The organism is Terrabacter sp. R4-6 (assembly GCF_057529065.1).
Map to the genome: position 1 here is coordinate 291,261 of NZ_CP197224.1, position 14,113 is coordinate 305,373.

Sequence of the window (14,113 nt, forward strand, 5' to 3'; positions counted from 1 at the left end):
GATGCTGTTGCACGCCCACCCGTACGCCCACCCACGCGTACGCCAGAACGTCCGCGGACTCCTGCTGCACGACGGCGGGAGCAGGCGATTCACCCGAAGGAGCACATGCACATGCCGGCTGGTGCCGCAGGCGACTACGACGTCGTCATTCTCGGTGGAGGGTCCGGCGGCTACGCCTGTGCCCTGCGGTCGGCAGAGCTGGGGCTCTCCGTGGCGCTCGTGGAGAAGGGGCGTCTGGGCGGCACGTGCCTGCACCAGGGCTGCATCCCGACCAAGGCGCTGCTCCACGCGGCCGAGGTCGCCGACGTCGCCCGCGAGGGTGCGTCGTTCGGGGTGAAGACGACCTTCGAGTCGGTCGACATGTCGGGCGTCAACGCCTACAAGGACGGCGTCGTCAGCCGTCTCTACAAGGGCCTGCAGGGTCTCGTGAAGGCCGCGAAGATCGACTACGTCGAGGGCGCGGGCGTCCTCGACGGGCCGCACACCGTCGTCGTCGGCGACCGTCGCATCACCGGCCGCAACGTCGTGCTCGCCACGGGCAGCTACGCGAAGTCGCTCCCGGGGCTCGAGATCGGCGGCCGCATCATGACGAGCGAGCAGGCCCTCTCGATCGACCACGTGCCGGCCCGGGTCGTCGTGCTCGGTGGCGGGGTCATCGGCGTCGAGTTCGCCTCCGTCTTCAAGAGCTTCGGCTCGGAGGTGACGATCGTCGAGGCGCTGCCGCGGCTCGTCGCCGCCGAGGACGAGGCGATCAGCAAGCAGCTCGAGCGCTCCTTCCGCAAGCGCAAGATCGTCTTCCGGACCGGTGTCCGCTTCGCGGGTGCCACACAGGAGGGTGACGTCGTCACCGTCTCGCTCGAGTCGGGCGAGACCATCGAGGCCGACCTGCTGCTCGTGGCCGTGGGCCGCGGGCCGGTGACCGAGGGACTCGGCTTCGAGGCCGCCGGTGTCACGGTCGACCGCGGCTTCGTGCCCACCGACGAGCGCCTGCGCACCGGCGTCGACGGCGTCTACGCCGTGGGCGACATCGTGCCCGGGCTCCAGCTCGCGCACCGCGGCTTCGCCCAGGGCATCTTCGTCGCCGAGGAGATCGCTGGCCTCGCACCCGCGCCCATCGACGAGACGGGCATCCCCCGCGTCACGTACTGCGACCCCGAGATCGCGAGCGTCGGCCTCACCGAGGCCCAGGCTCGCGAGAAGCACGGCGACGTCGCGACGTACGAGTACAACCTCGGCGGCAACGGCAAGTCCCAGATCCTCGGCACCCAGGGCTTCGTCAAGCTCGTGCGCCAGGTCGACGGGCCCGTCGTCGGCGTCCACATGATCGGGGCCCGGATGGGTGAGCAGATCGGCGAGGCACAGCTCATCGTCAACTGGGAGGCGCACCCGGAGGACGTCGCCGGTCTCATCCACGCGCACCCCACACAGAACGAGGCGCTCGGCGAGGCACACTTGGCCTTGGCGGGTAAGCCCCTGCACGCACACGCTTGAGCCAGAAACTGGGAAGAGGAGAAAACACGTCATGTCAGAACGCGTGACCATGCCGGCCCTGGGTGAGTCAGTCACCGAGGGGACCGTCACCCGCTGGCTGAAGAACGTCGGTGACCGCGTCGAGGTCGACGAGCCGCTGCTCGAGGTCTCGACCGACAAGGTCGACACCGAGATCCCCTCCCCCGTGGCGGGCACCCTCCAGGAGATCCTCGCCCAGGAGGACGACACCGTCCCCGTCGGCGCCGACCTCGCCGTCATCGGCGACGGCGACGCTCCCGCCTCCGGTGGCGATGCCCCGGCCGCCGAGTCGGCGCCCGAGCCCGAGCCGGAGCCCGAGAAGGAGCCCGAGGCCGCCCCGGCACCCGAGGCCCCGAGCACCGAGCAGGAGCCGCAGGCCGCGACGAGCGAGCCCGAGGCCGAGCAGGCCGAGGCGCCGCAGGCTGCTGCCTCCTCGACATCCGGCGGTGGCGAGGGCCAGACCGTGACCATGCCCGCGCTCGGCGAGTCGGTCACCGAGGGCACCGTCACCCGCTGGCTCAAGTCGGAGGGAGACGAGGTCGCCGTCGACGAGCCGCTCCTCGAGGTCTCCACCGACAAGGTCGACACCGAGATCCCCTCTCCTGTCGCCGGCACCCTGACCAAGATCCTCGTCCAGGAGGACGACACCGTCCCCGTCGGCGCCGACCTCGCCGTCATCGGCGGTGGCGCGCCCGCCGCGGCCGCCGAGCCCGAGAAGGCCGCCGAGCCCGAGAAGGCCGCCGAGCCGGAGAAGGCACCCGAGCCCGCGAAGGCGCCGGAGCCCGAGCCCGAGCCCCAGAAGGCACCCGAGCCCGCCGCCGAGGCGCCGAAGGCTCCGGCGCAGGAGCAGCCGGAGGAGGCGACGCAGGAGGCTGCCGGAAAGCCGGCCGACGCCGAGCGCGCCCCCGCCCAGCAGTCCCCCGAGGCCGCCGCCCCGGCGGAGGCGCCGTCGCGCGACGACGCCGCCGCCTACGTCACGCCCCTGGTCCGCAAGCTCGCGAACCAGCACGGTGTCGACCTCGGCTCGATCACCGGCACGGGCGTCGGCGGTCGCATCCGCAAGCAGGACGTCCTCGACGCCGCCGAGGCAGCCAAGGCACCGGCCGAGCCGGCACCCGCCGCGCAGCCCGCCGCCGCTCCGGCAGCCGCGGCCGCACCCGGCGCCTCCCCCACGGCTGCGGCGGTCTCGCCGAAGCGTGGCACCCGCGAGAAGATGACCCGACTGCGCAAGGTCATCGCGACCCGCATGGTCGAGTCGCTGCAGGTCTCCGCGCAGCTGACCACCGTGGTCGAGGTCGACCTCACGAAGGTCGCCCGCCTGCGCGCCAGGGTCAAGAGCGACTTCGAGGCCCGTGAGGGCACGAAGCTCAGCTTCCTGCCGTTCCTCGCCCTCGCTGCGACCGAGGCGCTCAAGGCGCACCCGATGGTCAACGCGAGCATCGAGGGCGACGAGGTCGTCTACCACGGCAGCGAGAACCTCTCGATCGCCGTCGACACGGAGAAGGGCCTCATCGTCCCGGTCGTCAAGAACGCCGGTGACCTCAACATCGCCGGTCTCGCCCGGGCCATCGCCGACGTCGCCGCGCGCACGCGCAGCAACAAGATCACGCCCGACGACCTGGCCGGTGGCACCTTCACGATCACCAACACCGGCAGCCGCGGCGCGCTCTTCGACACGCCGATCATCAACCAGCCGCAGGTGGCCATCCTCGGCACCGGCGCGATCGTCAAGCGGCCCGTCGTCGTCACCGACGCCGACGGCGGCGAGACCATCGCCATCCGCTCGATGATGTACCTCGCCCTGTCCTACGACCACCGCATCGTCGACGGAGCCGACGCAGCACGGTTCCTCGGCACGATGAAGGCCAGGCTCGAAGAGGGCCAGTTCGAGGCCTGAGGTCCCCTGCATGAGGAGCACCCCATGACGAAGCGCGTCGCCGTCACCGGCTCGTCCGGCCTGATCGGCGGCGCGCTTCGTCGTGCGCTCGCCGAGCGCGGGGACGACGTCGTGCGTCTCGTGCGCCATGCCCCGTCCGCGCCGGACGAGGTCCTGTGGGACCCGAGCCGTGGCCGTCTCGAGGAGGGGGCGCTCGACGGGGTCGACGCGGTCGTCAACCTCGCCGGTGTCGGCATCGGCGACCGCCGGTGGAACGCCGAGCACAAGCGTGAGGTCGAGCGGTCGCGCACCGACGCGACCGGTACGGTCGCGCAGGCCCTCGTCGCCCACCGCGACCGCACCGGCGAGACCATCCGTCTCGTCAACGCGTCGGCCGTCGGCTACTACGGCGACCGGGGTGAGGAGCACCTCCCCGAGACGAGCACGCCGGGTCAGGACTTCCTCTCCTGCGTCGTCGTCCGCTGGGAGGCCGCGACCGGGCCCGCCGTCGAGGCGGGCCTGCCCGTCGCGCTGGCCCGCACCGGGCTCGTCATGGCCCACGAGGGCGGCGCCTTCGAGCAGGTCGTGCTGCTCGGCCGTCTCGGCCTCGGCGGCCCGATGGCCTCGGGGCGCGAGTGGTGGCCGTGGATCACCCTCGTCGACGAGGTGCGCGCGATCCTGCACCTCGTCGACCACCCGGAGCTCACCGGCCCGTTCAACCTCGTCGCTCCGGGGTCTGCCCGGCAGCGCGAGATCGCCTCGGCCATCGGATCGGCGCTGTCACGCCCGGCCTTCGTCCCCGCGCCCCACTTCGCCCTGCGCGCCGTCATCGGCGAGTTCGCCGACTACGTCGTCGCGAGCCAGCGCGTCGAGCCCAAGGCCCTGCTCGCCTCCGGGTTCTCCTTCGAGCACCCCGACCTGGAGAGCGCTGTCAGGTGGCTGGTGAAGCGCTGATCGCGCTGATCCGCCAACCTTGCGCTCCACGCGTCAGCCGGAAGTCGAGCTGACGACCGACGTCCGCCGGTCGACCGAGCCGCGCACCGCCCGCGGTGACGACGACGTATGCCGTCCAGTCGACCCTGGCGCGGACGACCGCTTCCGTGGGTGACCCCGTCACGTAGAGCGCCTCGGCGACCTCGAGCCGCAGCCCCTCCCACCGCGTGCGGGCCTCGACGAGCCCGGAGACCAGGTCCCGGTCGCTCGACAGGCTCGGCGAGCCGGGCGCGTGGACTCCCGTCAAGGCGCTCGCGTCGCGATCGACGAGCGCGGCCGTACGCCGGTCGCTGAGGGCCTGCAGCAGGTCCTCCGGCCTCGTCGAGGCGCCGGCGGGGTCACGCAGCACCCGGTCGGCGGTGCCCACGGCCGACCCGGACGAGGGCGTCGGGACCGCCGGTGTCGGCGGCTTCGGCGGCTTCAGCCCCGTCGACGGCATCGAGGACGCGGTCGGCGGCGAGGCTGCCGGGACTCGGGCCGGGCGTGTTGTCGCCGCCCCAGCGGCACCGGGTGTCGTGGACCCCGGTCTCGCGTCCGTCGTGGCCACCGCTGCCAGTGGCGCCGTCGGTCCCGGAGCGCGGGCCGCCCACGCCCACCCGGCGGCCACGAGCAGCGGCAGCGCGACGAGCACGGACGTGACGAGTCGCCGCGGCCAGCGACGGCGGTCGGGCTGCACGAGCGATGGCTCGCGACCGGCCTCGGCGCGGAGCCGGTGGGTCAGAGCCGAGGCCTGGTCTGCTCCGACCACCACCTCGACGGGCTCGGCCGGAGCGGCGTCGTAGACGAGCCGTGCGAGCTCGGCCGCACCCGGGCGGCGGTCCGGGTCGGGGTCGATGGCCGCCGCGACGACGGCCGCGAGCTCGGGCCCGACGTGGCTCACGACGGTCTCCTCAGCGAGCCGCACCACCGTGTCCGGCGCACCGTTGCCCGTGAGGCAGAACCACGCGACGGCGCCGAGGGCGTAGACGTCGGAGGCTTCGTCCGGGGCGCCGCCGAGGAGCACCTCGGGGGCGACGAAGCCGGCCGTGCCGTGGACGGCTCCGGGCTGGTGGCCGGCCACGCGCACGGCTCCGAGGTCGAGCAGCACCGGTCGCCCGTCGGAGGTCAGCATGACGTTGGACGGCGAGATGTCGGCGTGCAGGCCTCCTGCCGCGTGCAGGTGGGCGACGGCCTCGCACACGGGCGTCAGGACCGTGACCACCTCGCCCGGCCGGAGGTGGCCGCGGCTGCGCACCATCCCGGCGAGCTGGGCCCCCGCGACGAGGTCGAAGACGAGCGCCTCGCGGCCGTCGGCCAGCGGCACGACCGACCGCAGCGGCACGAGGTGGTCGTGCTGCACGGCCAGCAGCACCTGTTGCTCGGCGAGCGACTGCTGCCGGTCGAGCTGGTCGCGGACGAGGTGCGGCACCTTGACGGCCACCCGGCGTCCCGTCGCGTCGACGCCGGACCACACGACTGCCGACGATCCCACGCCGATGACGGAGTCCACGCGGTGCCCCGCGACGTCGGGACGCTCCGGTGGCTGCTCTCGCTCGTTCTCGGTCACCCGGCCATGCAAGCAGCGCCGCAGCCGTCCGCGGGCGCGTCGTCCACAGGTCGCGAGGGGACCGCGCGCGACGACGTACCGGGCCGCCCGGCATACGACCACCGGTCGGTGCCCGGCTCCCGTCAGGGGGTCTGGCCGGGCGTCACGACGTCGACGACCCGTCGGTCGCGGGCGCTGATCCGTGCGGCGTCGACGACCGCCAGCACGTGCACGGCGTCGCGCGGGTCGACCGGCATCGTCGCCTGCGGGTCCGACGACGCCAGTGCCGCCGCCACCGCGCGGTAGAAGTCCGCCTGGTCGGCGTCGGTCACGACCGGTCCTCGCTCGCGCTCGTCACCGCGCACGATCCAGCCGATCGCGTCCCCGTCGTTCTCGAACTCGGTGAACGCGCTGACGTCGTCGACCTGCCGGCCGATGACGAAGGAGCCCGCCGAGCCGTTGACGCGGGCGCGGGGTCCGGGTGCGCCGTTGACCGAGCTCGACATGACGTGGCTGACGACGCCGGACGTGTGCCGGCACGCGAGGAAGGTGTCGTCCTCCGCGACCGTCGTGCGGGAGTCGACCTCGGCATAGACCGACTCGACCTCGCCGTGCAGGAGCACCGCCTGGTCGACCAGGTGGGTCTGCAGGTCGAGCAGCAGACCGCCGCCCTCCTCGGCGGTGACCTGCTCACGCCAGCGCTGCTTGGGCACGGGACGCCAACGGTCCCAACGGTATTCGGCCCGCCAGATCTCGCCGACGAGCTCGTCGTCGCGGACGATGCGCAGCGCCGCAAGCTCGGGGTCGAAGCGCCGGTTGTTGAAGACCGTGAGCGGCACGCCGTGGTGGGCGGCCAGGTCGACGACGTCGAGGGCACGGCTCGCGTCGACGGCGAGCGGCTTGTCGACGACGAGCGGGATGCCCGCCTCGATGACGCGCTCGGCCTGCTCGGCGTGCACGCCGCTCGGCGACGCGAGGACGACGAGGTCGAGACCCTCGACGCCGAGCAGGGCCTCGAGGTCGGGGACGACCTCGGCCCCCGGGAGGTCGGCCCGCACCTCGTCGGCGCGGGTCGCGTTCGACGTCGACACGGCTGCCACGGTGAGGCCGGCCCGCCCGATGAGCGGGGCGTGGATGCCCCGGCCCGCCGAGCCGTAGCCGACGAGTCCGACACGCGGCGGGGTGGACGGGGACGGGTCGGTGGCAGGCATTCCGGCATCGTATGCCGCCCGGCGTAGGGTGGCCGCATGCGCTTCGTCCACCTCGGTCTCGACCCCGACTTCGTCGACTACGAGCAGGCGTGGCAGGTCCAGCGCGACACGCACGCGAAGGTCGTGGCGGGTGAGGAGCCCGACACCGTCTACCTCCTCGAGCACCGCGCGGTCTACACCGCGGGCAAGCGCACCGAGCCCCAGGAGCGACCCAGCGACGGCACTCCCGTCATCGACGTCGACCGCGGCGGCAAGATCACCTGGCACGGTCCGGGACAGATCACCGGCTACCCGGTCGTCCGGCTCCCGGCGCCCATCGACGTCGTCGGCTACGTCCGCCACATCGAGGAGATGATGATCCGCGTCTGCGCCGACTTCGGCGTCGAGGCCGGACGCGTCGAGGGCGAGAGCGGCACGTGGATCGCCGCCGACGACCGCGGCCCGCGTCGCAAGATCGGCGCCATCGGCATCCGCGTCAGCCGTCAGGTCGCGATGCACGGCTTCGCGCTCAACTGCAACCCCGACCTGTCGTGGGGCGAGGTCATCATCCCGTGCGGCATCGTCGGGGCCGGTGTCACCTCGCTGTCCTACGAGCTCGGGCGCGACGTGCCCGTGACCGAGGTGCTCCCCCACGTCGAGAAGCACCTCGCCGACATCCTGCCGACGCTCCAGCCGAACCGCCGCGCCCTCGCCTGACCTCCCGCCCCCCGGGTCCCGTATGCCGTGTCGTGACCGGCGGGTCCCCGCGCGGTCCGTTCGGGCCACCCCTAGGGTGTCGACCACCAACCGGTCGAACCAGGGGGATCGATGGACGTCGCCGTCCGCACCGTCAACCTACGCAAGACGTACCTGAGCCGAGGGTCGAGACGCGTCGCCGTCACCGGCCTGTCCATGGCCGTGCCGCTCGGCGGCGTCCACGGCTTCCTCGGCCCGAACGGCTCGGGCAAGACGACGACGATCCGGATGCTGCTCGGCCTCGTGCGCGCCGACTCCGGCACGGCCGAGGTCTTCGGCGAGGCGGTGCCCAAGCGGCTGCCGCACGTCATCGACCGGGTCGGGGCCATCGTCGAGTCGCCGAAGTTCTTCCCCGCCTTCACCGCCCGCCAGAACCTCGCCCTGCTCGCGGGCGCGATCGGCAGCCCGCGACAGCGCGTCGACGAGGTGCTCGAGGCCACGCACCTCGGCGACCGCGGGCGCGACCGCTACGCCGGCTTCTCGCTGGGCATGAAGCAGCGCCTGGCCATCGCGGCGACGCTCCTCAAGGACCCCGACCTGCTCATCTTCGACGAGCCCACCAACGGGCTCGACCCCGCGGGCATCCGCGAGGTGCGCGACACGATGAGGTCGCTGGGCGAGCAGGGCAAGACGGTGCTCGTCAGCTCGCACATCCTCGCCGAGGTCGAGCAGGTCGCCGACACGGTGTCGATCATCGGCCACGGGTCGCTGCTCGCCGAGGGGCGCGTGAGCGACATCCTCGGCGGCGCGGGTGCCGCCGGCACCGCCCAGGTGCGGGTGGGCGTCGCCTCGCCCGACCGGGCCGCCGAGGTGCTGGCCGCCGACGGCTTCACCCTGACCCGCGACGACGCCTACCTCGTCGTCGGCACCGACGACCCCTCGGCCGTCACCCGCTCCCTCGCCGGGCACGGTCTCTACGTCGCCGAGCTCGTCCCGGTGCGTCCGGACCTCGAGTCGGCCTTCCTCGCGCTCACCGCCGACGAGGGCCTCGGGAGCGAGGCCGACCGGGCCGCCGGCGGTCGCCGGAACGGGGGCGCGGCATGAGCAGCACCCTCGTCTCCCCCGACTCCGGGCCCCGCGCCGCCCGACAGCCGAAGGGCACGTCGTTCGTCGGCCTCGTCGGCGTCGAGCTGCGCCGACTCTGGTGGCGCCGACTGACGAAGGTGGCTCTCGCCGCCGTCGTCGTCTTCATCGGGGCCAGCGTCTTCAACGCCTACAACGCGAGCACGCCCGAGCGCCTCGCCCAGCAGCTCGACAGCTATCGGATCATGCAGCAGGAAGCACCCCGGATGATCGAGGAGTGCCGCAAGCAGCAGGCCATCGAGCGTGACCGGAGCGGCGACCAGACGCTCGACTTCGGCTGCGACCAGCAGGGCCAGACGCCGACGCTCGAGCAGATGGGCCTCGCCCTGCCCGTCGCCGACACGGTCACCGACGGCATCGCGAGGACGATCGCCCTGCTGCTCGCCTTCGTGGCACTGCTGCTCGGCGCGAGCTTCGTCGGAGCCGAGTTCTCCACGGGCTCGATGGGCCTGTGGCTCACCTTCCAGCCACGTCGGCTGCGCGTCGCCGCCAGCAAGCTCACGGCGGCCGCCGTCGGCGGCGCCGTCGTCGCCGTCCTCGGCCTCGTCCTGACCAACCTCGGCGCGCGCATGGTCGCCGTCGTCAACCGCCCCGGGTCCGACCTCCAGCTGCCCCAGGCGCCTCCGCTCGAGGAGCCGTTGGCGCTGCTCGGGCTGCGCATCGTCGCGCTGGCCGTGGGCGCCGGCGTCGTCGGGGCGGCGCTCGGCCTGCTGCTCCGGCACACGGCGGCGATCATCGGGACCGTGCTCGGCTTCGCCGTCGTCGTCGAGGGCATCGCGATGCAGGCGTTCCTCCAGGGCCGGCTCCAGCAGTGGTCGGTCCTGAAGAACATCGAGGCGTTCGTCGAGCGGGGCACCACCTACTTCGCCGAGTCCTGCGGACCCACGTCGTGCGACTACACCGAGCGGACCCTCACCTACACGCACGGCTGGGTCTTCCTCCTCGTCGTCGCGCTCGCGATCGTGCTGGTCGGGGTCGCGTCGTTCCGGCGCCGCGACGTCACCTGACGCCGAGGACGCCCCTCCCCGGACCCGGCCACCCGGCATACGCCCACGTCGAGGGTGGTCCGGGACCGTCGGCGGAGAGGCGTAACCTGTGCGGAGCAGCAAATCCCGACCAAGGAGCCCGTGTGTCTGTCGTTCCCGACGGCCGTCGTCTGCTGCGCGTCGAGGCGCGCAACGCCGAGACCCCCATCGAGCGCAAGCCGTCCTGGATCAGGACGACGGCCAAGATGGGGCCCGAGTACACCGCCCTGCACTCGATGGTGAAGTCCGAGGGACTGCACACGGTGTGCCAGGAGGCCGCCTGCCCCAACATCTTCGAGTGCTGGGAGGACAAGGAGGCCACCTTCCTCATCGGCGGTGACGTGTGCACCCGGCGCTGCGACTTCTGCGACATCGCCACGGGCCGCCCGACGACGCTCGACCTCGACGAGCCGCGCCGCGTGGCCGAGTCGGTCGCCCAGATGGGCCTGCGCTACTCCACCGTGACCGGTGTCGCCCGCGACGACCAGCCCGACGGCGCCGCCGGCCTCTACGCCGAGACGATCCGCCAGATCCACCTGCTCAACCCCAACACCGGCGTCGAGATCCTCCCGCCCGACTTCGGCGCCAAGCCGGAGCTCGTCGGCCAGGTCTTCGACGCCCGGCCCGAGGTCTTCGCGCACAACCTCGAGACGGTGCCGCGCATCTTCCGGCGCATCCGTCCTGCCTTCACCTACGAGAAGTCGCTGGCAGTGCTGAGCATGGCCCGTGAGGCCGAGCTCGTCACGAAGAGCAACCTCATCCTCGGCATGGGCGAGACCGACACCGAGATCGAGGAGGCCATCCGCGACCTCCACGAGGCCGGCTGCGACATCCTCACCATCACGCAGTACCTCCGGCCCTCCAAGCTGCACCACCCGATCGACCGGTGGGTCAAGCCCGAGGAGTTCGTGCACTGGTCCGAGGTCGCCGACGAGATGGGATTCAAGGGCGTCATGGCCGGTCCGCTCGTGCGCTCGTCGTACCGCGCCGGTCGCCTGTGGGCCACTGCGATGCGCAAGTGGGGGCGCGAGATCCCCGCTCACCTCTCGCACCTGGCCGAGGCCGCCGGGTCCCCCGCCCGCCAGGAGGCGGCGTCGTTGGTGGCCCGCGCCCAGAGCGCCGTATCCTGAGCACCATGGCACGCAACAAGGACGGCGACGCGAGCAGCGCGCCCCAGGAGAAGAAGCAGGGACGGTTGTCCCAGATCCGCGACGTCTACCGGGTCTCCAAGCAGGCTGACCCGCTCATCGGCTGGTTCATGCTGCTGTCGTTCCTCGTCGTCTTCGGGGTGCTGCTCGTCATCGGCTTCCTCGTCAAGCTGCCGTGGATCTTCGGCATCTTCGGGGTGCTCTTCGGCATCCTCGCCGCGACGATCATCATGAGCCGTCGCGCCGAGCGGGCGGCATACAGCCAGATCGAGGGCCAGGCCGGCGCCGCCGGCGCCGCCCTCACCTCGATCCGCCGCGGGTGGTACACCGACCGTGAGCCCGTCGCCGCCGACGTGGCGCGGCCCGGCGACATCAACTCGGCCGCGATGGTCTACCGCGCACTGGGCCGCCCCGGCGTCGTCCTCGTCGGCGAGGGCCCCACGGCGCGCGTCCAGAAGCTGCTCGCCACCGAGAAGAAGCGCGTCGAGCGCGTCGCCCCCGGAGTCCCGGTCACGACGATGCGCGTCGGCTCGGGCGACAACGAGGTGCCCCTCCCCAAGCTCGCGAGCAAGGTCCAGCGCCTCAAGCCGCAGATCACCAAGGACGAGATGGCGCTCGTCAACAAGCGCCTCAAGGCACTCGGTGGCCTGCGCGCCCCGCTCCCGCCCGGCGTCGACCCGATGCGCGCCCGCATGGACCGGAAGGCCCTGCGCGGCAAGTGAGCCCGGCCGCCACGGCGGCACGACCCAGAGGTATGCGCAAGGGCCGGTTCCCCGGGAACCGGCCCTTGCGCATACCCCGTCCTCGCAGGCGTGCTCGCGTCAGCGGGTGCGCACGATGACGGTGTTCGGCACCTTGTCGTGCAGGCCCCGGCCGTCACGGTCCCAGACGACGGCGGGCAGGAAGAGGCAGAGCAGGACGGTGCGGACGACGGCCTGGAGCGGCAGCACGCGGTCGCCCACGAGCGAGCGCACCTGCAGACCCATGATCCGGTGACCGATCGTGAAGCCGACCGTGCCGACGAGCACGAGGTGCATGACGCCGAACACGGCGAGCACGACGAACCCCTGGGCGCCCGACGCCGGTGGCTGCGAGAACGGCAGCGGCACCCCGAAGAGGCCCCTCGCGATGAACGAGGCGATGGTCCAGTCGACGAGCACACCCGCGAACCGGATGCCGAAGCCGGCCACCGAGCCGGGTCCGCGCGGGGGCAGGCCGAGGTCGCGGCCTCGGTACTGCCCCTCGGCGTTCGTACGTGCGCGCGGGCCCTCGAGCCACGAGCCGAAATCCTTGCGGTCCACCACGGGTCCAGCGTAACGAGACACGGCCCGGGCTCTTTGCCCGGGCCTGTCCATCCGTAACACCCGCGAAACATGAGGGTCATGGCAGAGAAATCGGCAGTCGATAGTGTCGACACCGACAGCACGAGGCCGTCCCTCGATCCTTGCCGCTCCGTGGAGCCCCGGACCGGGAGACGCCCTCGCCCCACATCAGGAGGTTGGATGTTCAGCTCAGCTGACGAGGTCCTCACGTTCATCAAGGACGAGGACGTCAAGTTCGTCGACATTCGGTTCTGCGATCTGCCCGGTGTCATGCAGCACTTCAACGTGCCGGCTGAGTCGGTCGACGAGGACTTCTTCACCGTTGGTCAGATGTTCGACGGGTCCTCGATCCGCGGCTTCCAGGCGATCCACGAGTCGGACATGAAGCTCGTGCCGGACCCCGCCACGGCCTTCGTCGACCCGTACCGCGCCGAGAAGACGCTGGTCATGAACTTCTCGATCCTCGACCCGTTCACGGACGAGCGCTACAGCCGCGACCCGCGCAACATCGCGAGCAAGGCCGAGGAGTACCTCAAGTCCACCGGCATCGCCGACACCGCCTACTTCGGTGCCGAGGCCGAGTTCTACATCTTCGACGACGTGCGCTTCGAGACGAAGCAGAACGCGTCGTACTACTACCTCGACTCCATCGAGGCCGCGTGGAACACCGGTCGCGTCGAGGAGGGCGGCAACAAGGGCTACAAGACCCGCTACAAGGGTGGCTACTTCCCCGTCTCCCCCGTTGACCACTTCGCCGACTTCCGCGACAAGATCTGCCTCGACCTCAAGGAGGTCGGTCTCAACGTCGAGCGCAGCCACCACGAGGTCGGCACCGCGGGCCAGATGGAGATCAACTACCGCTTCAACACGCTGCTCCACTCCGGCGACGACCTCATGAAGTTCAAGTACGTCGTCAAGAACTCCGCGTGGAAGCAGGGCCACACGGCGACGTTCATGCCGAAGCCGCTCTTCGGTGACAACGGCTCGGGCATGCACACGCACCAGTCGCTGTGGAAGGACGGCGAGCCCCTCTTCTACGACGAGCGCGGCTACGGCGGTCTGTCCGACCTCGCGCGCTGGTACATCGGCGGCCTGCTCAAGCACGCCCCGTCGCTGCTCGCCTTCACGAACCCGACGGTGAACTCCTACCACCGTCTGGTCCCCGGCTACGAGGCCCCGGTCAACCTCGTCTACTCCGCCCGCAACCGCTCGGCCTGCGTCCGCATCCCGATCACGGGCACGTCGCCGAAGGCCAAGCGCATCGAGTTCCGCGTTCCCGACCCGTCGGCGAACCCGTACCTCTGCTTCGCCGCCCAGCTCATGGCCGGTCTCGACGGCATCAAGAACCGCATCGAGCCGCCGGAGCCGGTCGACAAGGACCTCTACGAGCTGCCGCCCGAGGAGCACGCCGCGATCCAGCAGGTGCCCGGCTCGCTCCCCGAGGTGCTCGACGCGCTCGAGGCCGACCACGACTACCTCCTCGAGGGCGACGTGTTCACGCAGGACCTCATCGAGGCCTGGATCGAGTACAAGCGGAAGAACGAGGTGGACCCGATCCGCTTCCGTCCGCACCCGCACGAGTTCGAGATGTACTTCGACATCTGAGCCGACTCGGCAGCACCGGCCGGTCCCCTGGTGGGACGGCCACACTCGGAACGCGGGTCCCTACGGGGGCCCGCGTTTCGC

At 71.8% G+C, this 14,113-nt stretch carries 12 protein-coding genes; 9 read left to right on the forward strand and 3 right to left on the reverse strand.

Annotated elements, in window-relative coordinates; genetic code table 11:
* Positions 1-111 precede the first annotated feature (111 nt).
* From lpdA to ACSSS0_RS01390, 3 genes are read left to right on the forward strand one after another with little or no spacing between them, the layout of a single operon-like run.
* Entirely contained in the window at positions 112-1,491 is a 1,380-nt protein-coding gene (gene lpdA / locus ACSSS0_RS01380) for a dihydrolipoyl dehydrogenase (protein ID WP_435985720.1), read from the forward strand.
* A gap of 31 nt (positions 1,492-1,522) precedes the next feature.
* Complete coding sequence (sucB, locus tag ACSSS0_RS01385) at positions 1,523-3,406, forward strand: 2-oxoglutarate dehydrogenase, E2 component, dihydrolipoamide succinyltransferase (RefSeq protein WP_487229767.1); 1,884 nt, start codon at positions 1,523-1,525, stop codon at positions 3,404-3,406.
* Between the two features lie 24 nt (positions 3,407-3,430).
* A complete protein-coding gene (locus ACSSS0_RS01390; RefSeq protein ID WP_487229768.1) occupies positions 3,431-4,339 on the forward strand; it encodes a TIGR01777 family oxidoreductase in 909 nt (302 codons plus the stop codon).
* Here the strand turns inward: ACSSS0_RS01390 and ACSSS0_RS01395 are convergent.
* Both ACSSS0_RS01395 and ACSSS0_RS01400 read right to left on the reverse strand, forming a co-directional pair.
* The gene (locus ACSSS0_RS01395) at positions 4,317-5,924 is read right to left on the reverse strand and encodes a serine/threonine-protein kinase (protein WP_487229769.1); all 1,608 of its coding nucleotides are present in this window, start codon (positions 5,922-5,924) and stop codon (positions 4,317-4,319) included. The two genes, ACSSS0_RS01390 and ACSSS0_RS01395, sit on opposite strands and share 23 nt — an antisense overlap.
* Before the next feature lie 122 nt (positions 5,925-6,046).
* Complete coding sequence (locus tag ACSSS0_RS01400; protein WP_487229770.1) at positions 6,047-7,114, reverse strand: Gfo/Idh/MocA family protein; 1,068 nt, start codon at positions 7,112-7,114, stop codon at positions 6,047-6,049.
* 36 nt (positions 7,115-7,150) lie between these two features.
* Here ACSSS0_RS01400 and lipB point away from each other — a divergent pair, with 36 nt between their 5' ends.
* From lipB to ACSSS0_RS01425, 5 genes are all read left to right on the forward strand, one after another.
* Positions 7,151-7,810: a lipoyl(octanoyl) transferase LipB gene (gene lipB, locus ACSSS0_RS01405; protein ID WP_435985715.1), complete on the forward strand. Its 660-nt coding sequence runs from the start codon at positions 7,151-7,153 to the stop codon at positions 7,808-7,810.
* Positions 7,811-7,921: 111 nt separating this feature from the next.
* Positions 7,922-8,893, forward strand: a complete 972-nt coding sequence (locus tag ACSSS0_RS01410; RefSeq protein WP_435985714.1) for an ABC transporter ATP-binding protein — start codon at positions 7,922-7,924, stop codon at positions 8,891-8,893.
* The gene (locus tag ACSSS0_RS01415) at positions 8,890-9,939 is read left to right on the forward strand and encodes a hypothetical protein (protein ID WP_487229771.1); all 1,050 of its coding nucleotides are present in this window, start codon (positions 8,890-8,892) and stop codon (positions 9,937-9,939) included. The genes ACSSS0_RS01410 and ACSSS0_RS01415 overlap by 4 nt, the downstream gene beginning before the upstream one ends.
* Before the next feature lie 122 nt (positions 9,940-10,061).
* Positions 10,062-11,087 carry a lipoyl synthase gene (gene lipA / locus ACSSS0_RS01420; RefSeq protein WP_487229772.1) on the forward strand — a complete coding sequence of 342 codons (1,026 nt, stop codon included), beginning with the start codon at positions 10,062-10,064 and terminating at the stop codon, positions 11,085-11,087.
* Positions 11,088-11,092: 5 nt separating this feature from the next.
* Positions 11,093-11,827, forward strand: coding sequence for a DUF4191 domain-containing protein (locus tag ACSSS0_RS01425; RefSeq protein WP_435985711.1), 735 nt, complete (start codon positions 11,093-11,095; stop codon positions 11,825-11,827).
* A 99-nt stretch (positions 11,828-11,926) separates the two neighbouring features.
* Here ACSSS0_RS01425 and ACSSS0_RS01430 read toward each other — a convergent pair whose 3' ends face one another.
* Positions 11,927-12,406 (reverse strand): RDD family protein, encoded by a 480-nt coding sequence (locus ACSSS0_RS01430; protein ID WP_435985710.1) that lies wholly within the window; start codon positions 12,404-12,406, stop codon positions 11,927-11,929.
* A 201-nt stretch (positions 12,407-12,607) separates the two neighbouring features.
* Between ACSSS0_RS01430 and glnA the strand changes: the two genes are divergently transcribed.
* Positions 12,608-14,032 carry a type I glutamate--ammonia ligase gene (glnA, locus tag ACSSS0_RS01435; protein ID WP_435985709.1) on the forward strand — a complete coding sequence of 475 codons (1,425 nt, stop codon included), beginning with the start codon at positions 12,608-12,610 and terminating at the stop codon, positions 14,030-14,032.
* Positions 14,033-14,113 lie beyond the last annotated feature (81 nt).

What these genes read in the sequence shown, in the direction of transcription:
- ACSSS0_RS01390 (WP_487229768.1), top strand. Translation starts at nt 3,431, where the DNA reads ATGACGAAGCGCGTCGCCGTCACCGGCTCGTCCGGCCTGATCGGCGGC.
- ACSSS0_RS01400 (WP_487229770.1), bottom strand. Translation starts at nt 7,114, where the DNA reads ATGCCTGCCACCGACCCGTCCCCGTCCACCCCGCCGCGTGTCGGACTC.
- ACSSS0_RS01425 (WP_435985711.1), top strand. Translation starts at nt 11,093, where the DNA reads ATGGCACGCAACAAGGACGGCGACGCGAGCAGCGCGCCCCAGGAGAAG.
- sucB (WP_487229767.1), top strand. Translation starts at nt 1,523, where the DNA reads ATGTCAGAACGCGTGACCATGCCGGCCCTGGGTGAGTCAGTCACCGAG.
- lipB (WP_435985715.1), top strand. Translation starts at nt 7,151, where the DNA reads ATGCGCTTCGTCCACCTCGGTCTCGACCCCGACTTCGTCGACTACGAG.
- glnA (WP_435985709.1), top strand. Translation starts at nt 12,608, where the DNA reads ATGTTCAGCTCAGCTGACGAGGTCCTCACGTTCATCAAGGACGAGGAC.
- ACSSS0_RS01410 (WP_435985714.1), top strand. Translation starts at nt 7,922, where the DNA reads ATGGACGTCGCCGTCCGCACCGTCAACCTACGCAAGACGTACCTGAGC.
- ACSSS0_RS01415 (WP_487229771.1), top strand. Translation starts at nt 8,890, where the DNA reads ATGAGCAGCACCCTCGTCTCCCCCGACTCCGGGCCCCGCGCCGCCCGA.
- lpdA (WP_435985720.1), top strand. Translation starts at nt 112, where the DNA reads ATGCCGGCTGGTGCCGCAGGCGACTACGACGTCGTCATTCTCGGTGGA.